Genomic DNA, 23,594 nt, shown 5'->3' on the forward strand with positions numbered 1-23,594 from the left:
GGCTCGGCGCCTGGCGGCCATAGGCTCGTTGAAGTCTGGATGCCGACAACATAGGCGAGACCGAGCTGGGTGATGCCGTCACGGAACGCTGTATCCACGCCGTATCCGGCGTCGGTCAGTACGGTGGCTGTGGGCACCCCCGCCTCGATGGCGGCGCGTATCTGGGCGAGTGCTATCTGCGGCTTGGTCTGGAACGCGACATCGTCCGGCACGCCGGCTTTGGCGCGCCGGGCCAGGTCGTCAGCCCAAGGCTGGGGAAGGTAGAGGCGATGGGCAACGGGCAGGCTGGCGTGGTCGGCTGCCAGGGACAAAGTGACGGCGACCTGACAATTGTCCTGCTTGCCGAGCTGGCCGCAATATTGCCGAGCGACGCCGACCGAATGCGTGCCCTTCTTGGGAATGCCGGTGTCGTCGATTATCCAGCCGCGGATGGGGCCACGCTGCTCGATAATCGGCAGAACATGGGTGCGGACGGCGGCCAGCAGGGCGTCGTCGGACCAGTCGGCCTTGGCGACGAAGTGGTGCAAGGACTGATGGGCCGCCTGCACCCGGCCTGGTTCAACACGGGCGGCCATCGGCTCGACGCTCTTGCGGGCGCCGGGCAGCAGGAGGCCTGCGGTGTAGGACCGGAAGGGCGCAGCCCTGTCGGCATGCCCAAGCGACGCCGTCAGCGCCTCGACATAGGCGGCCAGACGTGATTCGCTGCCTTGCGTGTTCGATTCGAGACCCACCACCCGCCTCCACGAGTCAGAATCTCTACCCACTCACACGCGTCAACGAATCGCTGCAAGAATTTTGTGACACAGTAAGACTAGGCCCCCAGTAGTAGCTTGCTTATTTTTCGCTCCATAACAGTCAAACGCCTTCCGACTCAGACAGTTCATCTACTGCTCCGATGCTTAGGGTCTCCGGCCCTCGGCGCGTGTCCATCGTCTTCCCCCAAAACGACAGACGAAATTTCCGCGTGCGTCAATTTCGTTGCGTTTTGGTTCCACTCGAAGCCGATTGACACTTGCACACCCCGGCCTCGCCGGCGGGCAAGGGTGCAGCGCGCTGCACCTCAAACCCCAAGGAGACCGGAAAATGACCTCCCCCTTTCAAAACACCATCCTGAACGGCGATTGCATCGAGATGATGCGGAAGCTAGACCGGGTTTCCATCGATTTCATCCTGACCGACCCGCCTTATATCACCCGCTATCGTGGCCGGGATGGTCGCACCGTTATCAACGATGATAACCCCCGCTGGTTAAAGCCTGCCTTCAACCAGATGCACCGTGTTCTCAAATATGGTGGCTTTTGCCTGAGCTTCTATGGGTGGAACAAGGTTGATTTGTTTATGGATGCCTGGCGCTCTGCCGGTTTCGACATTGTTGGCCATGTCGTGTTTCGGAAGCGATACGCGTCATCCTCCCGCTTCCTGCGTTATTCGCACGAACAGGCATATCTGCTGGCAAAGGGGGCCGTAACACCACCAGCACAGCCCATCAACGACGTGATCGACTTTGATTATACGGGCAACCGCCTGCATCCGACCCAGAAGCCCGTGCAGGCCCTGCGGCCATTGATTGAGAGTTTCTGCAAGCCCGGCGGGCTGGTTCTGGACCCGTTTTGCGGGTCAGGCTCGACACTCGCAGCGGCCCGCGACACTGGGCGCAACTGGCTGGGCATTGAGCTAAGCCAGGAACATTTCGAGACAGCCACCAAGCGCCTGAACGACGAAAGGATGGCGGCCGCCTAGGCCGCCGCGTCCCCTTCATTCAATGCCCGCCACTGCCGCGGGCACCCTATTTTCACGAAAGGATCATACCATGCGTTGGATCGTAACCACCGATCATTGGGGCGGCTGTGTTGGTTTGGGGGAGGACATGAACGGCGCCCCCACGCGCGGAACACCGCAACAGGGCGACAACCTCCCCATGGAATTCCGGCTTTATGACGCAAGCGGCACGCTCCTGTTCGAGGGACGGTGCGGCGACGTCGAAGCCGATTGGTGGCATGGCTTTGAGCCGCTCATGTTCACCTGGAACACATTCCGTTGCCGCCGCCTGTCTTATCGCCGGGCGGGAACGGCCGCACCCTGGCAATGGCTGCGCCCATAAGGCCTCCCATGGCAAAATATCGCCGCCGATCCGCATGCCAAAATGCAGGCGGCTCGCCGGACTGCGCCCGGCTCGCCAACACGGGCATAAAATCAATGTGTTCCTTGATAAATCTGGATCTTTCCGAATGTTATGTTCCAATTCTGCTAGAACCCGCATACTGTGCGCATGCAGGCTTGGTGCCTGCATCGCACTTGATTATTCGCATCAAGGACGCCCTCATGCTGCTCGGCCTTGGCATTGGACTTAGTTTTTTCGGCATCGGCGCAATATGCTGGCTGCTGTTTTCGGTCGCGATTTACGCGCTCCCTTGCGCCGCGGGGTTCTGGGCCTTCCTGGCGGTCTATCACATGGCGGCGGGGCCTTTCGGTGCCATCATTGCCGGCCTGGCTGTCGGGGCCCTGACCTTCGCCGCCGGCCAATATGCATTCACCTCCTCCCGCAGCGTCATGTTTCGATCCCTGGTCGCCCTTATTTTCGCTGTGCCGGCCGCCGTCGCCGGATATAGCGTCTCAGCAGGTCTCGCCGGAATTGGCATCTCCTCTCATGCCTGGGTGGTGGCATTCGGCATCATTGGTGGACTCATGGCGAGCGCCACGGCCTGGGTACGGCTGGCCGCCGGGAGTCCGCCCATGCCCGGAGAGAACAGTGGCGCCAGGCACAAGCCGCTGCCCACTCTCCCCTTGCCGGTTGCAAGGCGACGCCGGCCTCGTCGCGCCTATTGAGCGCAGATCAGGCGATCTACCCGCCATCAGACATGATCACCGCGTTGCAGCGCCAGTTGTTCGACTGACACAGGCAACGCCGGTTTCTCAGATCTTCGAACGCCCCTGTGTTGCGTGGCGCAAGTCACCCGTCACCTGGTCGCCCCTATGCTGTCCCCTCGCCTTTGGCGCGTACGTGAACATTCCCCGCAGCTCTCGGATTTCAGCAGCGGGCACCGTTCATCCCCATTTGCCTTTCCTGAATTGCTGATGGTCAGGCAACTCGCGCCGCCCCTCATGGCTTGATCCGACCCAATCCCGCTCGCCTTCCTGCAACGGCGTCGCCCGGCTTTTTTCCGCCGGCGCCAAGGCGCCTTTGCAGCGCGAGACAAAAAAACCAGTCCCCGCCGTCCTTCGCGATGCTCCGGCCGCAAGCGGTGCAGGCCGACCGGCCCCCGGTCAATGGACCGCCATCGAGGCGGCGATGGTCGCCGCCCGATCCAGCAAAGGAGTGGTTCAAATGGCCAATATCGGTTCCTTCAAAAAATCCGGCGATGAGCTTCACGGCAACATCACCGCCCTCACCTTCCAGGCAAAGGGCATCCGCATCATCCCCGTCACCAAGCCCACTGGTCACAAGGCCCCGTCCCACAGGGTCTATCTGAACGCCTCAGAAATCGGCGCGGCCTGGACCAATCAAACCAATGACGGGCGCGACTTCCTCTCGATCACGCTCGATGACCCGGGCTTTGCCGCACCGGTCCACGCCAACCTCTTCCGGGACGAGGACGGGCAAGGTTTTACCCTCACCTGGACCCGGGACCGCCGGAACAACCGCGGCTGACAGGCGCCACCACCCCGCCCGGCAACGGGCGGGGCTTTCCACGGATGGTCAGCATACCCAGACCCTCGCCCCCGTCCGTGAGCCTGCCCTCTATGGCGCTTGACGCCATATGCATCTATGGCGTAAAAAGCCATAGATGAAAGCCATCCTGATCATCCGCGACCGGCGCATCCTCGCGGATGGCGCGATCATCGAGGTGGTGATCTGGCAGGTTCCGACACCTGTGCCGCCCACGACCCACGGCCTGAAGTACCGGTTGTTCTATGGCAGGGACGGCGAGCGGATCGTGGGTTTCGACAATGAGCGCGGCAAGGGTGACCATAAACATGTGCTTGGCGTCGAAAGCCCCTATGGCTTCACGACGCTGGCGCAGCTGTTGGATGATTTTGAAGCGGAGATCGTGGCGATCAGAGGAGAAGCGATATGAGCAAGCTGGAAGTGCATGTCGGCGGCAGCTTTGCCGATACGAAGCGGCGCGTGCTGGACGCCGTGGCGGCGGCCCAGCTCGGGCCGGTGGAAAGCCAGACGCATATCACCTTCGAGAGCTGGGCGGCTTTGGCGAATGTCATGACACCCAAGCGGTTTGAAATTCTGCGGCGCGTCCATCAGCAGCCCGCCGCGTCAGTAGCGGCCCTCGCCCGTGACCTGGGGCGCGATTACAAGCGGGTGCATGAGGATGTGGAAGCCCTCGTCACCGCTGGCTTGCTGGACCGCGAGCAAGGAGAAGTCCGCGCCAATTATGATGAGATCCGGGCTGTCATCGCGCTCTGATCGTCAAAGCAGAAGCGCCTCAGCCCCCTTCCCGCGCCTCGTCTATTTCTGATCCACCAAGCTCGCTCGGCTTTGAACGTTGCAATAAATCCGCTGCCTCGACGTCCAAAGCGACCGCCAGCTTGTCGAGCAGGTCAATGGTGACGCCATAGACGCTACGCTCGAGGGCGCTGACATAGGTACGATCAACCCCCGCCCTGTGCGCAAGCTCCTCCTGCGACAAGCCGCGCAGTTGGCGGTACAGGCGCAGATTGCGCGCGAGGATGTCTCGGATCTCCATACCGGCTGACGCCGCAGCATTGTCGAGTATTCCTCCACGGAGTATCCTCTACAATCGACATTGCCGACGGGTGCTCTAGCCACGAAAGCCAACCCGCTTCCCTGCGCCTGCATGCCACGCGATGCGCCGGGCGCATCGCCGGATGTCATGTAACAGGCGCCGATCTTGCGGTATGGAAGGGCAATCCGGCACGCCCCAGCAAAATGACGGGAGCATTGCATGACAAGACCCGCCTTTCAGGACCGTCCGCCGCTCACCGAACGGGTGAACGCCTATGACGAGCGCCATCTCGTGACCTATATCCGGCTCCTCGACGCCGATGAGGACGGTGCGAACTGGCGGGAGGTCGTGCAGATCATCTTTGGGCTCAATGCCGACCAAGAACCCGAACGTGCCAGGATCGTCCATGATAGCCACCTTGCCCGCGCCCGCTGGATGACAGAAACCGGTTATCGGTATCTGCTCGAACCGCGTCTGCAATAGTGCCCGCTGAGCGGATTCCCCCTGGTTTTGACCGCACAACCCCGAGTGCGTTTGCCGAAGCATCAACGCACGCAATGCAACCTTAGCGTCTATCGGCGCCGCTGCATTTCTGGATCTTGGCGTTCCTTCACTGCGCATTACGCAAAGGAAAATGCCATGCCAAACGCATACTGGCATGCGCCGGGGACGATCGAGCAGTTGAACCATCTTGAACGCCCGGGCTTCGCCATCGAATTTTTGCGCCGCAATCCCGCTTATCGCCGCGACTATGCGCGGGTTCGCCGCCAGATTACCCGCGACCGGCTTGAGGCCGAAACTGCCCTGGCGAGTCTGGCTCGCCGCTGGGGGTTGCGTTTTCGCGCATGATCCGGATCAACCCGCCCAGGCCGGCAAAAGCCTCTGGCTGCCGGAGGTCTCCCCCGCCACGCTGATCCTGGAGCCAGCGCCGCCCGGCTTCAAGGTCACTTCTGCCGGCGCCCCGGATCGGCTCGGCGCGCTCCTGACCGACCACCAGGATGTAGACGGGCGGGAATGGGTGATCAGCGATGGGTCCGGTGAACTCCATCTGCGGATGCGCGCCACCGGAATTGCCATCCACCCAGCTATTCTGCTGCCCGCCGACGGGACCTATGCGCTGCGGCTGGAAGTGGCGCTGCGCTTCATGAAGCGGCTCCATGGCCGCTCGACCCAGCTGCTGCCGCCCGTCTTGCGCATCCGCCCTCCACAGAGGCGGTTGCTGATCCAACTCCTCCACGCCGCCGATGTCGCGCGAGCCGGCGGCGGCCCGCGGGAGGTCGCCAGCCTCGTCCTCAAGGATAAACGCGCATCACTCCCATCGATCGAATGGAAAGATGCCGCCATCCGCAAGCAGGCCGAGAGGCTGATCCGCCGCGCCACGATGCTCGTCGATCGCGACTATCTGAAAATTCTTCATGGAAGCTGAGCTGTACTGAAGCGCTTTGCGCCGCCAGACAACGCCGCCACGCTATGCCTCTTCAGACTGCGCTTGCCTGCATGCCTCTCACCTGCGCCAGAACATCCTCAAAGGTGGACATCTCCCCGCTCGAATCTTTGTCCACCCCCAACGCCTGCGTTCTCCGCCAACGTCATCCGCAGACGCCGCGCCTTTGCCGCGGCCCTCGCAACGAAGACGGAGATCCCTCATGCGCGACAAAGCCGCAGAACTCACCACCCATTACGTCAGAACCCACGACGCCGCTGATATTCTCGGCATCTCGCCACGGACCCTGGAGAAATATCGCTGCCACGGCGGTGGACCGGTCTTTCGCAAGCTCGGCGGGCGCGTCGTCTATGCCATCGACGACATCGAAGCCTGGGCCAATCAATCCGCGTGCCGCTCGACCTCCGACCCACAATACCTCGCGGCGCGGGGCGCGGGACAGATGCGCCCTTCCGCCGATGCACGCGGTGCCATCCCCGGCAGCACCCGGCGTTGAGGTCGCTACACACCATGGCTGCGCCTTCCCCCGGCACAGAGCGCAACCGGCTCGATGCCTTCATCATCACCGAGGAGGGGATCAATCCGCGTGATCAGCGTGATCTGATGGAACGCCCCTTCTTCTCATTGTCCAAATCCCGGCGGACAACGCCCATCCTGTACAAAGCCCGCGATGTCGAAGTGCAGGTCTTCGGCATGCCCGAACATGGCATGGCGACAATCTGGGATGCCGATTTCCTCATCTGGGCCGCGAGCCAGATCGTCGCCGCGGAAAATCGCGGTCTGAAAACCTCACGCCTTCTCCGCTTTACGCCCTACCAGCTTCTGACCGCGATCGGGCGCGCAACGGGAGCCACCGAATATCGCCTGCTCAAAGGCGCACTGTCCCGCCTGCAATCGACGGTCATTGCCACCACCATCCGCAACAATGAGCATTGGCGCCGCCAGCAATTCTCCTGGATCAATGAATGGGCCGAGATGAAGACCCGCTCGGGCCGCAATGAAGGCATCGAATGCGTGCTGCCGGAATGGTTCTATCGCGGCGTCGTTGACCGCTCATTGGTTCTGACCATTGACCCAGCTTATTTCCAGTTGAAGGGCGGGATCGAGCGCTGGCTCTATCGTATCGCCCGCAAACATGCCGGCCGTCAGGCACGAGGCTGGAGCTTTGAGATCCGCCATCTGCATGCCAAGTCCGGCAGCCTTGCGCGCCTCTCGGATTTTGCCCTCGATATTCGCCGGATCGCGCTGCGGCAGCCACTGCCCGGCTATCGCCTGAGCATTCAGCGCGGCGATGGGCGCGAGCTGCTGCATGCCGAGCCCGTCCACTTATCCACATCCTTTGTGGATAATGCTGTGACTCCGGTCGTGACATCAGGCGCAAAATCTGTGGATACGCCCGTGAGATCAGGCGCAGCCAACACGGGAGATCAGGCGCACGGATTCGGAAAGCTCCCTGCATATAACAACGGATTTTCCTCCCTTAACTTATATAACTTAAAAGAATCTAACTGGTGTAGTGCCACCGGTGAGCGCGACCACCCTCTCCAAACAACAAAGCCGCATCGGCCTGAAACCCGCTTTGCCAACCAGACATCCTGTTGCTCATCCCCGGCCGTAAAGAGCAGGAGCGCCAAAACGCACGCCCCCGACAGCGAGAATCCACCTCTCCCAAAAGCTCAGGACGACATGCCATGAACATCGGCAGTGCAAATCCTCAGTCACCTCAAATGGATGCGGACCGCCTCACCCGTGTCGAACTGACCTGGATCGAGAACCAAGTCGAATTTTGGATCCGCTTCGGACATGAGGCCACGGAAACCATCCTCGACCGGCGCCGCCGTGTTCTAGGCTTTGCGCCGGGCAGCATCTTTGCCTTCGTCCGCTGGGCGGCGAATGAGCACGGCACGGTCCTGTCGCGCATCGACATTTTGCGCGCTGTCGCACCTGGACAACCATTCACGACCGTACCCTTTGTTGCACCCGGTGGCGAGCTGCTGCTCCATATCACCGGCTGGCCGAGAGTTGAGCGCGTGTTGCAGGCGATCGATGCCGTGGAGGCCATCGGCATTGACGCTGCCGACGCTGCGCCGGATCACTGGCAGCATATTCACAACCGACTAGCAGCTGGCGAAGCCCCACGGCTCTATAGCCGCAGCCGACACGTGGCATGGCTAATGCGCCGGCGGATCCTGTCATGACCCGCCGCGCGGCATGGGCTGCCCTATCCGCGGCGGCGGCGGCGCTGATGGCACTCCCGGCGGCAAAACCTTGGCAGGCTACGCTGCTGTGGAATGCGACCGCCAGCACGCCGATCGGTCTCTACCGTCTGCACGCACCTGGCATCCTGCATGATGGTGAATTGGTCGCCGCCATGCCGCCGCCGCGCATCGCGTCCTTCCTCGCACGAGGCGGATTTTTGCCGCGTGGCGTGCCGTTGCTGAAGCATATCGCGGCCCTTCCGGGACAGACAGTCTGCCGCATGGGCGATATCGTCACCATCGACGGCAAAACCGTTGGTCTTGCTCTCGATCGCGATCATCTTGGCCGACCACTGCCGCGGTGGCACGGCTGCCGACGGCTTATCCCCGGCCAGGTTTTCCTGATGAACACTCGCGTCTGGGACAGCCTGGATGGACGCTATTTTGGGCCGTTCCCCGTACATTCGATCATCGGCCAGGCCGTGGCGATGTGGATTGAACATGCCCCTGCTCCGGCGGCCAGGAAGCCCCGCGGGAGCGCTCCCACAACCTCACCATCAACGACGAAAGGAAAATCATCATGACACAGATCGGCGTCTTCACGCGGGAAGGCGGCAGCTATACGGGCCGCATTCGCACGGCCATGCTCGATGTCGAGCTGGCGATTATTCCCGCGGATCATTCCGAGGCGCTGAACGCACCGGATTATCGCATTCATCTCGGGGCGGAGGATGGTCCTGAGATCGGCGCTGGCTGGAAACAGACCGGCGAAAAGGCTGGCGACTATCTCTCGCTGCTGCTCGATGATCCCGCTTTTGCGCAACCAATCCGCGCCAATCTGTTCAAGTCCGGGCGCAACGGAAACGCCTATCACCTGGTCTGGAACCGTCCGCCGAGGCGCGGCGAGCGGGAATGATCCATGCGCTACAGGCCCGAACGCTGTGGCTTCGAAGCCGCAACCGTCGCACGCGAACGCGACAGCCTTCTGCCAGCCGCCGCGCGGCGTGCCGGTCAAGGGCGGCCCGTTGGCCGGCGCTACAGCGCCTTGCCCTTGAACGGCATAAGCACGGTGGCGCACTGGACGCTTGCCGGACGAACGATGATTTTCGGCACGGCTCTGCTATACGCCACGCTGTTTTCAAGCCACAGCGCCGACGCGCAAAATGTCGAGCCAAGTACGGCCGCTCAGCATGTGATCGACACCAGATCAGTCGGGAATGACGTCTTGGAAGCCTCGCGGCGCTTCAGGATTCCCGTGGCCTGGATCCGCGCTGTTATACGAGTGGAAAGCGGCGGCCATGCCAACGCGGTATCGCCGAAAGGTGCCCTCGGACTCATGCAGCTCATGCCCACAACATATGCAGCCATGCAGGCGCGCTACGGGCTGGGTGCGGATCCATTACAGCCGCACGATAACATCATCGCGGGCGCCGCCTATCTACGCGAAATGCTCGATTGCTACGGCGAGGCAGGTTTCTTGGCCGCCTATAATGCCGGGCCTGCGCAATATGACGCATATCTCACAACAGGCATGCCGCTTCCTGCCGAAACCCGTTCCTATGTCGCGCGATTATTGCCGGTGATCGAAGGCAAGCGGAATACGATGCTGGCGACCGGCGTCATGCCGCCGCGTGACACTGACACCGCAAATTGGGTGCAGGCTCCGCTGTTCGTCGAAGCGCCTGCTGCTCACTCTGCTGGCACGTCAGGGAGCAGCGGAATTGCAAATTCTGCGGCCTCTCATGCGCAACCAACAGAGCCTTCTGAACGCAATGCCATCGCCGATCTGACGCCATCGCATCGCGCGCTCACCAGCATGTTCGTGCCGGTATCCGGCAAGGTGGGCTCATGATGAGCACCTTAGCATTGCGGGGTATCGCAGCGCGTCGCAGCGAATTTCCTATGGAAGGGTGGTGGAAGGTTGGGAACAGAGGCAGAGGATGGCGAGATAAAAGCGCCTGCCACGCCGTCATCCAAGCCGCTGTCGCGGCTTGTCTTTTGGCATGCAGGGCGGTCGGTCGGTGGCAGATTCTGCGATTTTATCCAGGGAATGCAAAGCTTCGATCTGCACACTGCGCTTCCATCGCTTCCGGCCTGCCCTGCGAGGCGGTCCGATGAGCCGGGAGGAGAATGACTTCCGTGTGCGGCCTGGCCACGTCCGTTCGACACGGGCGCCGAAGGCCAAGAGCTTCATTGCCCAAGTTCTCACGGCCGCCCGCAATGCAGGTCCAGCCATCCCGCCATTACCCGGTAAGGGGCGGTCCTTCACGCCCGGCCGGTCCAGTTTCGGGCGCGGCCGCGCCGCCTTTAGCCGGAGCCGGCTCTTCAGCCCGGCGCGGCGCGTGGTGGTGAAGGCGCGTGTCGTGCGTCACCAGAGTCAGCGCTTCCGGTCTGCCCCGCTCTCCGCCCATCTGTCCTACCTGAAGCGCGAGGGGGTGAGCCGGGAGGGGGAACGGGGCGTGATGTTCAACGCCGAGACCGACCGTGCCGACGACCGCGCCTTCGCCAAGCGATGCGAGGATGACCGACACCATTTCCGGTTTATCGTCTCGCCCGAAGATGCCGGCGAGATGACCGATCTCAAGGCGTTCACCCGCGACCTCGCGCGGCAGATGGAAGCCGATCTCGGCACCAAGCTGGACTGGGTCGCGGTGGACCATTGGAACACGGACAATCCGCATGTCCATCTCCTGGTGCGGGGCGTCGATGAGACCGGCGCCGATCTTGTTATCTCGCGGGACTATATCAGCCGAGGCCTGCGCTCGCGGGCCGGGGATCTGGTCTCCATCGAGCTGGGGCCGAAGCCCGAGCATACCATCCGGTCGGCGCTGGAGCAGGAGGTGGATGCCGACCGCTGGACGCGGCTCGATGTGGAGATCCGCTTCGCTGCTGACGAGACCGGCCTGGTTGATCTCCGCCCCGCCCAGGCCGGTCCCGACGACCCAGAGCTGCGGCGCCTCATGGTCTGCAGGATGCAGAAGCTGGAGCGCATGGGGCTCGCTGCGGAGACTGGTTCCGGCCAGTGGATGGTTGGGCTTGAGGCCGAGCAGACGCTGCGCGGCCTCGGTATGCGAGGCGACATCATCAAGACCATGCATCGGGCCTTCACCGAGCGAGGCCATGATCGTGGCATCGGCGACTACGTGATCGACGCCGCTTCATCCGAATCACCGATCATCGGGCGGCTGGTCGACAAAGGTCTTCACGACGAGCTGACCGGCGAGGCTTACGCCGTCATCGACGGCACGGACGGCCGTGCCCATCATGTCCGTTTCCGGGGGATCGAGGCGTTCGAGCACGCGCCGCCCCTCGGCGGCATCGTCGAGGTCCGCCGGTTTGAGGGGCAGGATGACCGGCAACCAACGCTGATGTTGGCGACACGCTCGGATTTTGATCTCGACCGGCAGGTCAATGCGCCGGGCGCCACCTGGCTCGATCACCGCCTGGTCGAGCGTCAGCCGATGCCGCTCGCCATGGGCGGCTTCGGCGGCGAGGTACGAGAAGCGATGAAGGCGCGCAGCGAACACCTGATCCAAGAGGGAATGGCGCGGCAACAGGGGGACCATGTCACCTTCGAGCGCAACCTGCTGGCAACCTTACGCCAGCGCGAGTTGGACGAGGTGGCGGGAAAGCTGTCTGCGATGACAGGGTTAGCCCGCGTGGAAGCCCCAGCAGGAGAGCGCGTCATGGGGACCTATCGCCAGCGGCTCACGCTTTCATCCGGGCGCTTCGCCATGATCGATAATGGTCTGGGCTTCCAGCTCGTGCCCTGGTCGCCGAGCCTGGAGAAGAAGCTCGGCCGGCATGTCTCAGGTGCTGCGCGGGAGGATGGCGGCATCGAGTGGAGCATCGGGCGAAAGCAGGGGCTCGCTCTGTAATCGGCCCGAAGTTCGGTCATGACGAAGCCTCAGACGACTGCTTCACATCCCCACTCCGATGGTTCGTCCGCCTCGACGCTCCGTCCATTATCGGCCGTTCACCCGCGAGGCACGCGGCGCCGAGCCACAGCAATCGCGGCTGAACAACCGACCTGGATCCGTGTCATCGTCCTTATGCGCCGCCTCCGGTCAGCGCGGTCCAGGCGGCATGCGAGTCCATGTAGTCCCGCCAAGCGGCGATCTTCCGGTTTTCGAGCAGGACGATCGAGCAGAACCGGTTGTCGTATCCGGCGCCGGTCGACAGGATCGTCCCATGCACCTCGTATTCGAGCGTGACCGCCCGGCCGCCGTCGGCCCGAGTGACGATGACATGATCCACGGAGTTGATACGGATGACGCCGACATAGCCCCGGAACTGGGTCATCAGATCGGCCCGGCCGCGGATCACACGCGGCCAGCCCAGGTCGTAACGGACCTCATAGGCGATATCGTCGGCAACGATGTCGAAGAAATGCGCGCCGTCAACGAGATCTCCCAAGGCGTTTCGGGCCATCGTGAAATAGGGCTCGGCCCCTTGGTAGGCGGCGTATGATTCATTCAACATTCCGGTATCTCCTGGGGCTATAGTTAAAATTACGAAATCGACTGGTTCGAGGAATGCATCAGCTCGCTGCACCCTGTCGTTCCCGATGTCGTGGAAAAGCCGTCAGGCAGACGGAGATCACGGTCTCGCGCAGCCAGCGATGGGCCGGATCCGCATCCATGCGGGGATGCCACATCGCCAATATCGCTATCTCCGGCGTCGGGACGGGTAGCTTGAAGCTAACCAAGCCCTGTATAAGGGGATCACCACTCATCAGACCGATATCGAAACACGAACGCGGTACGAGCGCGATGAGGTTTGACTGGCGCGCAATACGCAAGGCATCGGGAAAGCCGGGTACGACGGCGACAATCTGCCGTCTGAGCCCCAGCTCCCTCAGGGCGTCGTCGACCGGCCCCGTGAAAGCCCCCTTTCGAGACACTACGACATGTTTGTACGCCACATAGCGCTCAGGCGTTATGGTCGTTTCCAGCAATGGATGCCCATCCCGGACCACACCTAGAAATCTATCGCGGAAGAGGAGATGAGTCCGTACCTCCGGTGCAAATTCCCCGAGAACCCCAATTTCCAGATCGACCAGCCCCGCCCGCAGCGGTTCGGCATGCTTGATGGGTTTGGGCGCGAACCGCAGGCGGACACGTGGCGCCGTTTCCGCGACGGCAGCCACCAGCGGCGCGGAGAACAATCCAATAAAGCCCTCATTGGCGCGAATCACAAATGTCCGCTCCAGCGTGATGGTGTCCAGCCGGTCAGTCTGGGGGCTGAGAACCCCCCGCACCTCGTGGGCAAGTTCATGAACCCGGTCACGCAACGCTACGGCACGCGGTGTGGGAACTAGCCCACGCCCGGCGCGCACCAGCAGCGGGTCGCCTATTGCGGATCGCAGCCTTGCCAAAGTCCGGCTCATGGCGGAGCTGCTTAAGCCAAGCCGACGCGCCGCGCCGGTCACGCTCCCCTCGTTCAACAGCGCGTCGAGCGCCCGCAGCAGATTCAAATCCAAGCTGTCCATGGCCGATCCTACACTCCGGGCCGACCAAGACATAGCGTATCACGCAACTATAATGTGCATCTCATGCGTCTGGCGCCAGATCACGGCATCAACCATATCCGCTGTGAATATGACGCAGTGAAGGATCATCACATGTCCTCGAATATTTCAACTGACTCTGCCGGCACCGCCCTGATCATCGGTGCTTCGCGCGGCCTTGGATACGCCATCGCCGCCGAGCTCTTGAAAAAAGGCTGGACCGTCATCGGCACGGTCAGAGCCGGCCCACGAACTGAGCTGCACGACCTGGCCGATGATCATCACGGCCAAGTAGATATTGAAGTTCTTGATATCAACGAGCCTGATCAGATCGCGGCGTTGCGCGATCGTCTGTCGGGCAGGGTGCTCGACATGCTCTTTGTCAATGCCGGAACCACGACGCACGATCAGCGTGTTCATGTTGGGCAGGTGAGCACGGAGGAGTTCACACGCGTCATGGTTACCAACGCGTTAAGCCCCATGCGTGCCATCGAAGCATTGCAGGACCTCGTACCGGAAAACGGCCTGATCGGCGTCATGTCGTCGGGACAGGGTAGCATCAGCAACAATGAAAATGGCGGACGGGAGGTCTATCGCGGCAGCAAAGCGGCGCTCAACATGTTCATGCGGAGCTTCGCGGCGCGTGAGGCTGATCCACAGCGCGCCATGGTCGTCTTGGCTCCAGGCTGGATTCGTACCGCTCTAGGTGGGCCTGACGCGCCGTTCGGACTTGAGGAAACCATCCCCGACATCGTGAGCACTTTGCTTGCCAAGCGAGGAAAGCCGGGCCTGGAGTATCTCGACCGTACGGGCCAAACTGTCCCATGGTAAACGAAGTTATGCTTGGGGGAACTCGCCTTACGCGAGAAATTTCGCAGACCTTTCAAAGGGAAATACTCTCCGCAGCCCCCGTGCATAACGCGCGGGAGGCACGCCCTCGCGCTGTGAAAAGGCCACGCTGAAGGAACTCGCGGACTGATAGCCTACCTTCACGGCGACCTCCGCCACCCTGCCGCCATTGCGCAGCAGCCTTTTCGCCAAGGCCATCCGCCAGGTCAGCAGATATTCCATCGGCGCCAGCCCCACCTCACGGTTGAACCGCTCGAAAAATGCCGAGCGTGACAAGGCGGCTTCCCTGGCCAGATCTGCCGCACTCCATGCTCGTTCTGGCGCCTCGTGCATCCGTCTGATCGCCGCTGCCAGCCTTTCATCCGCCAGGCCGCGCAGCAGCCCCGGTGAAGCCCCAACTTCGGCAGCTGATCTCAACGCTTCGATCAGCATCACCTCCAGCAGATGCGCCAGGACCATTTCTTGCCCCGGCTTGTTTGCGCGATCCTCCTCCCCCACCAGTGCCACAAGCGTCGCCAGATTTGACTGGCCCCGCACATGCACCAGTTCCGGCAGGAGCGAGACCAGCAACGCCGCATCCGGCGAGGCAAATTCACAATGTCCTATCAAATTCCGGACATTTACCGGCCCCTCCAGATCTCCCAATCTGAACTCACCGGACGGCAAGCGCACCGGCTCGGACAAGGGCATCTCTTCCGCCTCTGGATGCAGGCTCATCATGATACAATCCACCGCGGCGGGAATCAGCACGAAATCATTCACGCCCAGCGTCAACGCCTCGCGCCCTTCCACTTGCAACCGGCAACTCCCCTCCACCACGGCGCCATAGAACAGATGACCATCCCCCTCTTTGCGTAGTCGCCATGGCCCCGCTCCACTGGCCACTTTGGAAAACTTCATCCGGGGCCGGAGCAACGTAACGATTTCAGCGAGAGGATCAGCCATCTGGACTCATTCAAATGAAATACGGACTTCTTATCATATACCGTCCCAGCGTGCCGATCTATCTTCTTTTTGTACTCATCGCAGGACTCATCATGAAATCCATACTCATCACCGGCTGTTCCTCTGGCTTTGGCCTAGAAACCGCGAAATACTTCCTCGAACGTGGCTGGCGGGTCATCGCCACCATGCGCACCCCGGATGACAGCGTTATTCCCCCTGCCTCCAATCTGCAGGTGCTGAAGCTGGATGTGACAGACCAGGACAGCATCGCGCAGGCCATCGCCGCGGCCGACGATATCGACGTGCTCGTGAACAATGCTGGTATCGGCTGGCTGAACGCGCTCGAAGGCACGCCAATCGACATGGCCCGGCGCATCTTCGAGACCAATACCTTCGGCACCATGGCGATGATTCAGGCCGTTCTCCCGCAGTTCCGGGCGCGCAAATCCGGCACCATCATCAACGTGACCTCGACCGTGACTTTACGCCCGCTGCCGCTGCTCTCGGTCTATACGGCCAGCAAGGCGGCAGTAAACGCCTTTGCCGAATCCTTCGCGCTGGAGCTTGAACCTTTCAACATCAAGGTGAAACTCGTTCTCCCCGGCCTCGCCCCGGAGACCCGCTTCGGTGAAAACGCCCGCGCCCTCACCCAGGGTGCGCTGGAGTTTCCCGTACCCTACGCCCCGCTGGGCCAGGCCGTCATTGCGAGCCTCATGGGCGAGCATGAGGAATTCACTCGCCCTTTGGACGTCGCGGAGGCCATCTGGCGTGCTGCAACGGACGACAACGCCCCAACGCGGATTCCCGCCGGGGCTGACGCCGTCACCTGGTCAAAACACTCCTGATCATCTGAGCAAATCCGAAGCGAGGACCGGTCGGGACCGAACCGGCTCGCTTCGGGCCGTGCCGATTTCGTGACAGCACCGACCGCTCTAACAAGCTGGTTGAGGAATTCAGCCCTTCGCCCACTGGGCCACGGCATCCTTGGCAAAGTCTGCGTAGGAGCGGGGCGCGCGGCCGAGCAGCTTACTAAGATGCGCGATGTCGGCGGCGCTCGCCGTGGCGCCGTCCGTCTGGTAGCGGCCGAACATCAGGCGCAGGTCGAGCGCGTGCCACGCCGGCAGCATGGCCTTCATCCGCTGCTCCATCACGCTGAGATCGTCGCCGCCATAATAGATGGCGCGGCCGAGCGCCTCGCTCCAGATCGCCGCGATGCCTTCTCCGGTCAGGCTGTCCGGGCCGACCAGCTCATAGATCTCACGCCCGATCGGTGCGGGCGCCTGTTCCCGGCGGCGCAGTTCGATGGCGGCAGCCTCGCCGATATCGCGGATATCGACCATCGAGACCCCCTTCGACCCGATCGGCGCGGCATAGGCGCCGAATTTCAGCAGCGGGTCTTTCTGGCGGAGATCGTTCTGGATGAAATAGGCCGGACGCAGGATGGTCGCCGGCAGGTCCAGCGCCTCGATCATCCGCTCGACCGTGTGCTTACTGGCAAAATGCGGCACGTCGGCATAGGCCTCGCCCTTGAACACCGACAGATAGACGACGCCCTTGATGCCGGCCTCGCGCGCGACCGTCAGCGTCAGCATGGCCTGGGTCAGCTCGTCGGCGACGTTGGGAACGAGCAGGAAGAGCGTGCTCACGCCATCGAGTGCGGAGCGCACCGAATCGATGTCGGCGAGGTCGCCGCGTACCGGTGTCACGCCGGAGGGAAGCGACGCCTTGCCGGGCGAGCGGGTGAGCGCGCGGACATCCACCCCCCGACCCTGGAGATGGGCCAGAACCTGGGCGCCGATAGTGCCTGTGCTGCCTGTAACGAGAATGGTCATGATGGGTACTCCTCTTGTGGGGTGCGGAAAACCATCCGCGATAAGGAGCAAAATAGCCGTTCCATTTTCGGTCAAAAGCCGCCATGATTGAAACAGATCATTCCAAATCCGGAACACCCCATGGACCTGCATGCCCTGTCCGATTTCAATTTAGTAGCCACCCATGGCGGCATCGGCCGCGCCAGCCGGGTTTCCGGCCGGTCGAAGGCGACGCTGTCGCGCAAGGTCGCTGAACTGGAGCAGAGTCTCGGCTTACGGCTGATCGAGCGGGGATCGCAGAGCCTGCGGCTGACGGAAGAGGGACGAGCGCTGCATGAGCGCACCGATGGGCCACTCAACGAGATCGCGGAGGCGGGCGAGACGGTGGTGCTCGGTGCTTCGACCCCGCGCGGCCGGCTCAGGGTCAGCGCGCCGGTCGTCATCGCGCATGTGGCATTCGGCCGGATCGGCGCGCGTTTCGCCCTCGCCTATCCGGACGTCCAGCTCGAGATCGTCGCCGAGGATCGCAAGGTCGATCCGGTGGAGGACGGCTATGATCTGGTCATCAGGGTCGACCCAGCGCCGGACGACCGACTGGTCGGCCGCCGGTTCCTGAATGACGAGCGCCTGATCGTGGCGCCGCCGGACCTGCCGCGGGCTGCAAGCCATTCGGCAGCGGTGGGTGAGCTTGCCGTGCAGGCGGTGGTGCTGACCACAACGCCAGCAGATATCAGTTGGCGGCTTCGCGGTGATCAGGGGCCTGACATCGTGGTCAGACCCGAGCCAGTGTTGCGCCTGTCATCGTTGCTGATGGTACGCGACGCGGTATTGGCCGGCGCCGGGGCCGCGATACTGCCAAAATTGCTGGTCGCCGACGATGTCGCGGCGGGCCGGCTGGCTCTTTGGGGACCCGTTTCCGAGCCTCCGGTCGAGCTCTGGGCGCTGCAAAGTTCCCGCCGGCTTGTCGGGGCGAAGGTGCGCGCCTTCCTGGATATCGTAGAGAAATCCTTCCCGGATAGGGTTTTTTTGCCGCCTGTATGAAGCGGATGCATCGGTTCCTCCGCACATACGGAAATAGGCGCCAAGAGAATGCGAGCCCCCCTGAATGGTCAGCGCGCCAGAAAACGTTCGAGGTTGCGGCGGACGATAAAGCGATGAAACGGGGCAATCGTCATGAGATACAAACGGCCCGGCAGATTGTGGCAGCGCACGGCCGTGGTCAGGATAAGGTCGCGCTTCACCTCGTCTGTCGCGACCCGTACCAGGACGGAGGCCCTAAAATCGAGGTGCCGGTCGTCTTCCCCCAACACAAGCTCCCGCTCCGAACGCGCCAGGACCGGAAAGAACGCCACGGTTTCGGCGCCCTTGGACTCGGCATCTTGCCGTATCTGCCCGGAGGACTTCACGCCAACCACCGACACAACCGCGTCGCGGAAGCCGAGCAGCGCCCGAAACCAAGCCGGCGGGTGTTCCAGGGCCTCGCGCGCTAGCGCGTCGATATCACGGGGAGCCCCATCGGGAAGCGTGATGGCATAGGCGTCAACCAGATCCGCACCGACAAACCAGTCCGCAATGGCGCTCTCGGCGGGCGGCATGACGGGATGAGCCTTCGAACCCGGCGTTCGGCGCGAACCGGGCGCGGAAGTGGGGCGCGGAGAATGTGGCAAGGAAGTTTCCTCACGGATACTGAGGACGCCGGTCATATCAGGCACTTCCCTTCTCCACCAGTTCCAGCGCGGGCACACCGACGAGCGGCGCCAGCTTCTGCTGGATCGCGACGATGCCGGCCAGCGGACGCCACTGCACCGTCATGCTGATGATGCGGCCGTCGGCTCCGACGATCATGTCGTCGACCCCCGTGACCTCGGCCTCGCCGGCACGAATACGAAGCATGATGGCCGCCCGGTTCTCCCCGGCGATGATCCCGACGGTCTCGAATTCGTCCACCCCAGCCAATAAAGCCTTCAAAACGCGAATGACCGCGTCCCTGCCGACGAACGGCTCCGGGACGAAGGGACTGCTGAGGATGACATCGGGGTCGAGATGCTCTCCCAACGTCGCCGAAGCCTTGGCATGCATTGCGTCGAGAAAGGGTTGGGCATGGATCATGTTCATGATGAATCTCTCTTTTGAAACACCTGTAATGTCGGCGATTAGTGGAGCAGCTTGAAGCCCGATCAGAGCCGAGATAGTCTTGACATTGTGTCCACACCATCGCCCCTAACGATGATCCAACTGACCTGTTTCCTGGCCGTCGCCGAGACGGGGTCCTTCACGGCGGCTGGGCGTCGCCTCGGCATGACAACCTCCGGCGTGTCCAAGACGATCAGCAGGCTTGAACAAGCGAGGGCAATACGGCTGCTTAACCGTTCCACCCACGCCGTCTCGCTCACCGAAGATGGCGAGCGCCTGCTGCCGCTGGCGCGGGAAGCCTTGAGAGGGATAGAAAAAGCCGATGCTGCAATCAGTGTTGCGTCTAGGGATAGCGTCGCGGGCCGAGTGCGAATCACGGCGCCGACGGCTATCCTCACGACCTGCTTGGTGCCGCTCCTGCCGCAGTTCCGGGCAGAGTTGCCCCAGATCGAACTCGACTTACGCGGAAGCGACCGAATGGTTGATCTCGCGGAGGAGGCAATTGATCTTGCGATCCGCACCGGTCCGCTGGACGGCATTCCGGGCCACCGCGCCCAGATCTTGTGCGACTTCCCCTGGATAACCTGCGCCGCGCCGAACTATCTAGGCCGCCGCGGCACCCCGTCGGTACCCAACGATCTGGAGAGCCACGATCTCATCGGCTTCCGCAGCCAGCGCACCGGTATTGTCGAGCCCTGGCGGTATGCTCATCCGCGAACTGGGGCGTCGAAAATTATCCGAATCTCACCTGGGCTGGCGGTTGTCCTGGACGATGCTTGCGCGGTAGCAGCGGCTGCGGTCTCAGGGATCGGGATCGCCTGGGTGCCAAGCCGGCTCATCTCGCTGCCACTTCGCGCCGGCGCGCTGGTGCCGCTGCTGTCCGACTGGGCCGGCAAGCCCATGAGGATGTCCATCGTGCGGCGGGAAGGGCGCGTGTCCGAACGCACCAGGATAGTCATGGAATTCCTCAGAACAAATCGAACGGCCTTCGCCTAACCTCACACAGGATACCCGCGAAGATCTGACCCGGCCCAACGAGGATCTCTGCGCCCATCATGGAATGATGCCCAGCCCAGCCGTAATACGCCCTGGGAAGCACATGAGAAAAACGCGATCGAAAGCACGCCCATGCCAGCGACAATCAGACCGCGCTTTGATTATCGTGCCGCGACAATACGGCTCTCATCCTGATCGACGCACTACACTGTTCGGAGCGGCTTGCGGGACAGCACGTATCCGGCCCGGCGGCTCCCCTATCGCGGGAGCGGATTCCAGGAACTCCACAGTTAGCTGCACACTGATGAGGGGGCCAATAATATAGACAAAACAGGCCGATTGAGCCGTTGAATCGGAATGACTTCTCATGACGCGAGAGTAAGCGATGCGGCCATTGCTCGCCGACCCACGTTCACCTAGCGAACTCCCAAGTCCGCGCCAGTTACGACAATTCTCCGATTACCTATCAGGTAGTTGGCGCACCGCCATGCTTTGGATTTATTCCGTTTCGTTCGGACAATTCTTGTCCGCGTCACATCAAAAGGAACGAACATGACTTATCCGATCCACACATTGAGTTCGGTGCCTGAGGCATCGCAGCCGGTACTCGCGCAATTGCAGCAGGCTTTTGGCATCGTCCCCAACATTGCCGGCGCCATGGCCAATTCACCGGAGTTGCTCAAGGGGTTTTGGGGACTGTTCCAGCAGGTCCATTCCGGCACCTTCACCGAAGCCGAAATCCAGACTCTGCTGCTGACAAATGCCGTCACCAATGGCTGTAACTGGGCTGTGGCGTTTCACAGCATGCTGGCACTTAAAGAAGGGCTGAGTGAGGCAGATGTCGAGGCCATCCGCACCGGCGCGCTGCCCGCAGATGCACGGCTCTCCGCCTTGTCGTATCTGGCGCGCCGGCTGATTGAGACGCGCGGCCATGTCGCCGCACAGGATCTGCAAAGCTTCATTGCTGCCGGCTTTACCCGGGCGCAGAGCCTGGAAATCCTCGGGGTTACAGCAGCTTCGACCATAACGAACTACGGCGGTACCATCACGCAGCCGCCATTGGAGGATTTCCTGCTTCCTCACCGCTGGCAGGCATGACCGCCGTGCTGCCCGCTTCATTTTCCGCATGAAGCGGGCAGCGTCAGCTATAAGAGAACGACCTGGCTTCAGGAGGAACAGAATGGCGATGCAGACTTCGGCGGACAGGCCACAAACCGGTGTGCTGCTGCGCCAATGGCGTGAGTTGCGTGGCAAAAGCCAGCTTGATCTCTCGCTCGATGCCGGCGTGTCGCAGCGCCACATCAGCTTCATCGAGGTCGGGCGCAGCACACCTAGCCGGCAGATGCTTATCGACATCGCCACGGTGCTCGACATGCCGTTACGAGACCGCAACACGTTGTTGCTCGCTGGTGGTTATGCGCCGATTTATCCTGATGTTGCCTGGGATGGTCCCGAGATGGCCACCGTCACCCGTGTGCTTACCCGCATGCTGCATCAGCAGGAGCCGTTTCCGGCGCTGGTGATGGACCGTTATTGGAATGTGCTGATGACCAACCAAGCCGCACCACTCTTTTTTGGCCAATTCTGTGATCTTTCAGCGCGTCAAAGCCCGCGCAATATGCTGGAGTTGATGTTTGATCCCGCAGGGATGCGCCCTTTCATCGCCGATTTTACCGTCGTGGCGGCAAGCCTCATCCAACGCGTTCATCGTGAGTCCGTGGGACGGATTATCGATGAAAGAACCAAGGCATTGCTGGCAAACCTGCTTGCTTTTCCTGATGTCGCACCGCCGCTGGCGGAATCAAGTGCGCCTTCGGCCATGCCGATCATTCCACTCAGCTTCCTCAAGGACGGCAGGCGGCTGAATTATTTTTCCATGGTGACGACCGTGGGCACACCGCAAACGATCGCGGCCCAGGAACTACGCATGGAGAGCATGTTTCCCGCCGACGAGGAAACCGAGAAATTGCATACAGAATTGCTCGGCAGAGGCATGGCGTGATTTTAATTCTTAAAGGACATGACACACTTTGGCTCGGCTCGGAACATTGACTTGACTGGATGTCCGTTATGAAAACTGCCACTGGAGTGCGGGAATGCCCGCCATGGGCGCTACCGCGCCACAAGACTATACCACCAGCCGGTTGGCATCCCGCCGCCCATCGGCCAAAATCCCCATATGATCCCGTTCAGACCCATGACGGATACGGAACCCAGCCTCACCTGTTCGCCCTTACTCAGAGCGACATTGCTGACCTTCGACTATATCGAAACCAACGGCCCGATCGGCCTCACTGCCGGCAAGGCGCTCAAGCGCTATTTCGTGGAATGGGCGGCCAAGGCCTTCAACTGGCCCCACTATTCGCTGGAATATCTCTACGCCGTCAACAAGGTACTGAATGAGGTCGATTATCTGCCACTGGTCCTCCTGCATGACCTCTTGATCAGCGCCAAACTGACCCGGCATTACAAAGGGACGATGCAGCTCACCAAGCTGGCCCGGGATCTGAAGGCCAGCCCCGCCGCGCTCTGGACACATCTGGCTCAGCACTTCCTCATCGAGACGGATCACAGCCGCCACACGCGGCATGGTGACCGCCTCGTCGGTGACTGGGACATTTTCCTCGGCATCGTCAATGTCGAAGCCGAGACTGCCGTTACCGAGGAACGACTTTGCTCGGTCCTGTTCGGCGGCAGCGAAGCCGAGATCCGACGCTATGATTATCATCTGACGGCGACATTCTATATCCATGTTCTCCGCCCTTTATGCTGGATGGGTCTGCTCGAGGAGCACCGGGTCGGCAAAGGCATGGAGCGGCGGGAATTCTTCACCAAGACGCCGCTCTGGCATGCTGCTCTGACCCTGAGCCCGGATGAGGAACCAAAGGCGCCGATCCTGCATTAAGGACCGGCACCAGCCATACTCACTGCTGCGGCCCTACGCCCCAGCCAATAGTTTTGCGCCCCGTTTCTCCAGCCCGCGATGCCGCCAATATTCCCCTTGCAATC

31 protein-coding genes are annotated in these 23,594 nt (G+C 61.8%); 23 read left to right on the forward strand and 8 right to left on the reverse strand.

What is annotated here, in order from left to right; translation table 11 throughout:
- A partial coding sequence (locus AiwAL_RS14995; protein ID WP_408851741.1) for an IS701 family transposase occupies positions 1–731 on the reverse strand: 731 nt, incomplete at its 3' end.
- 352 nt (positions 732–1,083) lie between these two features.
- On the opposite strand from AiwAL_RS14995, the gene AiwAL_RS15000 reads away from it, so the two are divergent.
- From AiwAL_RS15000 to AiwAL_RS15025, 6 genes are all read left to right on the forward strand, one after another.
- On the forward strand, positions 1,084–1,740 hold the full coding sequence (locus AiwAL_RS15000; protein ID WP_262312954.1) for a DNA methyltransferase: 657 nt from the start codon (positions 1,084–1,086) through the stop codon (positions 1,738–1,740).
- A gap of 70 nt (positions 1,741–1,810) precedes the next feature.
- Entirely contained in the window at positions 1,811–2,101 is a 291-nt protein-coding gene (locus AiwAL_RS15005) for a hypothetical protein (RefSeq protein ID WP_262312955.1), read from the forward strand.
- Between the two features lie 8 nt (positions 2,102–2,109).
- Positions 2,110–2,826, forward strand: a complete 717-nt coding sequence (locus AiwAL_RS15010; protein WP_262312956.1) for a hypothetical protein — start codon at positions 2,110–2,112, stop codon at positions 2,824–2,826.
- A gap of 499 nt (positions 2,827–3,325) precedes the next feature.
- Positions 3,326–3,649, forward strand: a complete 324-nt coding sequence (locus AiwAL_RS15015) for a DUF736 domain-containing protein (protein WP_262312957.1) — start codon at positions 3,326–3,328, stop codon at positions 3,647–3,649.
- Positions 3,650–3,785: 136 nt separating this feature from the next.
- Positions 3,786–4,076 (forward strand): DUF6516 family protein, encoded by a 291-nt coding sequence (locus AiwAL_RS15020; RefSeq protein ID WP_262312958.1) that lies wholly within the window; start codon positions 3,786–3,788, stop codon positions 4,074–4,076.
- The gene (locus AiwAL_RS15025; protein WP_262312959.1) at positions 4,073–4,420 is read left to right on the forward strand and encodes a hypothetical protein; all 348 of its coding nucleotides are present in this window, start codon (positions 4,073–4,075) and stop codon (positions 4,418–4,420) included. The genes AiwAL_RS15020 and AiwAL_RS15025 overlap by 4 nt, the downstream gene beginning before the upstream one ends.
- A gap of 19 nt (positions 4,421–4,439) precedes the next feature.
- On the opposite strand, the gene AiwAL_RS15030 is transcribed toward AiwAL_RS15025, so the two are convergent.
- Entirely contained in the window at positions 4,440–4,700 is a 261-nt protein-coding gene (locus AiwAL_RS15030; protein WP_262312960.1) for a helix-turn-helix domain-containing protein, read from the reverse strand.
- A gap of 219 nt (positions 4,701–4,919) precedes the next feature.
- Here AiwAL_RS15030 and AiwAL_RS15035 point away from each other — a divergent pair, with 219 nt between their 5' ends.
- From AiwAL_RS15035 to AiwAL_RS15080, 10 genes are all read left to right on the forward strand, one after another.
- Positions 4,920–5,183, forward strand: coding sequence for a DUF2285 domain-containing protein (locus AiwAL_RS15035; RefSeq protein ID WP_262312961.1), 264 nt, complete (start codon positions 4,920–4,922; stop codon positions 5,181–5,183).
- 156 nt (positions 5,184–5,339) lie between these two features.
- The gene (locus tag AiwAL_RS15040; protein ID WP_262312962.1) at positions 5,340–5,549 is read left to right on the forward strand and encodes a transcriptional regulator domain-containing protein; all 210 of its coding nucleotides are present in this window, start codon (positions 5,340–5,342) and stop codon (positions 5,547–5,549) included.
- Positions 5,488–6,126, forward strand: a complete 639-nt coding sequence (locus tag AiwAL_RS15045) for a DUF2285 domain-containing protein (RefSeq protein WP_262312963.1) — start codon at positions 5,488–5,490, stop codon at positions 6,124–6,126. The genes AiwAL_RS15040 and AiwAL_RS15045 overlap by 62 nt, the downstream gene beginning before the upstream one ends.
- Positions 6,127–6,346: 220 nt before the next feature.
- Complete coding sequence (locus AiwAL_RS15050; RefSeq protein WP_262312964.1) at positions 6,347–6,640, forward strand: AlpA family transcriptional regulator; 294 nt, start codon at positions 6,347–6,349, stop codon at positions 6,638–6,640.
- Between the two features lie 14 nt (positions 6,641–6,654).
- Entirely contained in the window at positions 6,655–7,839 is a 1,185-nt protein-coding gene (locus AiwAL_RS15055) for a replication initiator protein A (protein ID WP_262312965.1), read from the forward strand.
- Positions 7,836–8,342, forward strand: coding sequence for a DUF2840 domain-containing protein (locus AiwAL_RS15060; protein WP_262312966.1), 507 nt, complete (start codon positions 7,836–7,838; stop codon positions 8,340–8,342). Before AiwAL_RS15055 ends, AiwAL_RS15060 begins: the two co-directional genes overlap by 4 nt.
- The gene (locus AiwAL_RS15065) at positions 8,339–8,926 is read left to right on the forward strand and encodes a S26 family signal peptidase (RefSeq protein ID WP_262312967.1); all 588 of its coding nucleotides are present in this window, start codon (positions 8,339–8,341) and stop codon (positions 8,924–8,926) included. Before AiwAL_RS15060 ends, AiwAL_RS15065 begins: the two co-directional genes overlap by 4 nt.
- Complete coding sequence (locus AiwAL_RS15070) at positions 8,923–9,258, forward strand: DUF736 domain-containing protein (RefSeq protein WP_262312968.1); 336 nt, start codon at positions 8,923–8,925, stop codon at positions 9,256–9,258. The genes AiwAL_RS15065 and AiwAL_RS15070 overlap by 4 nt, the downstream gene beginning before the upstream one ends.
- Before the next feature lie 3 nt (positions 9,259–9,261).
- Positions 9,262–10,194 carry a lytic transglycosylase domain-containing protein gene (locus tag AiwAL_RS15075; RefSeq protein WP_262312969.1) on the forward strand — a complete coding sequence of 311 codons (933 nt, stop codon included), beginning with the start codon at positions 9,262–9,264 and terminating at the stop codon, positions 10,192–10,194.
- 262 nt (positions 10,195–10,456) lie between these two features.
- On the forward strand, positions 10,457–12,220 hold the full coding sequence (locus AiwAL_RS15080) for a DUF3363 domain-containing protein (protein ID WP_262312970.1): 1,764 nt from the start codon (positions 10,457–10,459) through the stop codon (positions 12,218–12,220).
- Between the two features lie 172 nt (positions 12,221–12,392).
- On the opposite strand, the gene AiwAL_RS15085 is transcribed toward AiwAL_RS15080, so the two are convergent.
- Both AiwAL_RS15085 and AiwAL_RS15090 read right to left on the reverse strand, forming a co-directional pair.
- Entirely contained in the window at positions 12,393–12,824 is a 432-nt protein-coding gene (locus AiwAL_RS15085; protein ID WP_262312971.1) for a nuclear transport factor 2 family protein, read from the reverse strand.
- A 58-nt stretch (positions 12,825–12,882) separates the two neighbouring features.
- Positions 12,883–13,833, reverse strand: a complete 951-nt coding sequence (locus AiwAL_RS15090; protein WP_262312972.1) for a LysR family transcriptional regulator — start codon at positions 13,831–13,833, stop codon at positions 12,883–12,885.
- 63 nt (positions 13,834–13,896) lie between these two features.
- Between AiwAL_RS15090 and AiwAL_RS15095 the strand changes: the two genes are divergently transcribed.
- Positions 13,897–14,682 (forward strand): SDR family NAD(P)-dependent oxidoreductase, encoded by a 786-nt coding sequence (locus tag AiwAL_RS15095; protein WP_262312973.1) that lies wholly within the window; start codon positions 13,897–13,899, stop codon positions 14,680–14,682.
- A 27-nt stretch (positions 14,683–14,709) separates the two neighbouring features.
- On the opposite strand, the gene AiwAL_RS15100 is transcribed toward AiwAL_RS15095, so the two are convergent.
- Positions 14,710–15,645 (reverse strand): AraC family transcriptional regulator, encoded by a 936-nt coding sequence (locus AiwAL_RS15100; RefSeq protein ID WP_262312974.1) that lies wholly within the window; start codon positions 15,643–15,645, stop codon positions 14,710–14,712.
- A 14-nt stretch (positions 15,646–15,659) separates the two neighbouring features.
- Between AiwAL_RS15100 and AiwAL_RS15105 the strand changes: the two genes are divergently transcribed.
- Complete coding sequence (locus tag AiwAL_RS15105) at positions 15,660–16,490, forward strand: SDR family oxidoreductase (protein ID WP_262312975.1); 831 nt, start codon at positions 15,660–15,662, stop codon at positions 16,488–16,490.
- Positions 16,491–16,598: 108 nt separating this feature from the next.
- Here AiwAL_RS15105 and AiwAL_RS15110 read toward each other — a convergent pair whose 3' ends face one another.
- Positions 16,599–17,477 carry an NmrA/HSCARG family protein gene (locus AiwAL_RS15110; RefSeq protein WP_262312976.1) on the reverse strand — a complete coding sequence of 293 codons (879 nt, stop codon included), beginning with the start codon at positions 17,475–17,477 and terminating at the stop codon, positions 16,599–16,601.
- A 120-nt stretch (positions 17,478–17,597) separates the two neighbouring features.
- Between AiwAL_RS15110 and AiwAL_RS15115 the strand changes: the two genes are divergently transcribed.
- Positions 17,598–18,497 carry a LysR family transcriptional regulator gene (locus AiwAL_RS15115; protein WP_262312977.1) on the forward strand — a complete coding sequence of 300 codons (900 nt, stop codon included), beginning with the start codon at positions 17,598–17,600 and terminating at the stop codon, positions 18,495–18,497.
- 68 nt (positions 18,498–18,565) lie between these two features.
- Here AiwAL_RS15115 and AiwAL_RS15120 read toward each other — a convergent pair whose 3' ends face one another.
- Together AiwAL_RS15120 and AiwAL_RS15125 are read right to left on the reverse strand one after the other, a co-directional pair.
- The gene (locus AiwAL_RS15120) at positions 18,566–19,051 is read right to left on the reverse strand and encodes a DUF2867 domain-containing protein (RefSeq protein ID WP_262312978.1); all 486 of its coding nucleotides are present in this window, start codon (positions 19,049–19,051) and stop codon (positions 18,566–18,568) included.
- 109 nt (positions 19,052–19,160) lie between these two features.
- Complete coding sequence (locus AiwAL_RS15125) at positions 19,161–19,571, reverse strand: nuclear transport factor 2 family protein (RefSeq protein ID WP_262312979.1); 411 nt, start codon at positions 19,569–19,571, stop codon at positions 19,161–19,163.
- 111 nt (positions 19,572–19,682) lie between these two features.
- Here AiwAL_RS15125 and AiwAL_RS15130 point away from each other — a divergent pair, with 111 nt between their 5' ends.
- From AiwAL_RS15130 to AiwAL_RS15145, 4 genes are all read left to right on the forward strand, one after another.
- A complete protein-coding gene (locus AiwAL_RS15130) occupies positions 19,683–20,585 on the forward strand; it encodes a LysR family transcriptional regulator (protein ID WP_262312980.1) in 903 nt (300 codons plus the stop codon).
- A gap of 552 nt (positions 20,586–21,137) precedes the next feature.
- Positions 21,138–21,683 carry a carboxymuconolactone decarboxylase family protein gene (locus tag AiwAL_RS15135; protein ID WP_262312981.1) on the forward strand — a complete coding sequence of 182 codons (546 nt, stop codon included), beginning with the start codon at positions 21,138–21,140 and terminating at the stop codon, positions 21,681–21,683.
- Positions 21,684–21,765: 82 nt separating this feature from the next.
- The gene (locus AiwAL_RS15140) at positions 21,766–22,587 is read left to right on the forward strand and encodes a helix-turn-helix domain-containing protein (RefSeq protein WP_262312982.1); all 822 of its coding nucleotides are present in this window, start codon (positions 21,766–21,768) and stop codon (positions 22,585–22,587) included.
- A 246-nt stretch (positions 22,588–22,833) separates the two neighbouring features.
- Complete coding sequence (locus AiwAL_RS15145) at positions 22,834–23,490, forward strand: hypothetical protein (protein ID WP_262312983.1); 657 nt, start codon at positions 22,834–22,836, stop codon at positions 23,488–23,490.
- The last annotated feature ends 104 nt before the right edge of the window (positions 23,491–23,594 follow it).

The organism is Acidiphilium sp. AL, from assembly GCF_025499445.1.
Taxonomy (GTDB): Bacteria; Pseudomonadota; Alphaproteobacteria; order Acetobacterales; family Acetobacteraceae; genus Acidiphilium; species Acidiphilium iwatense.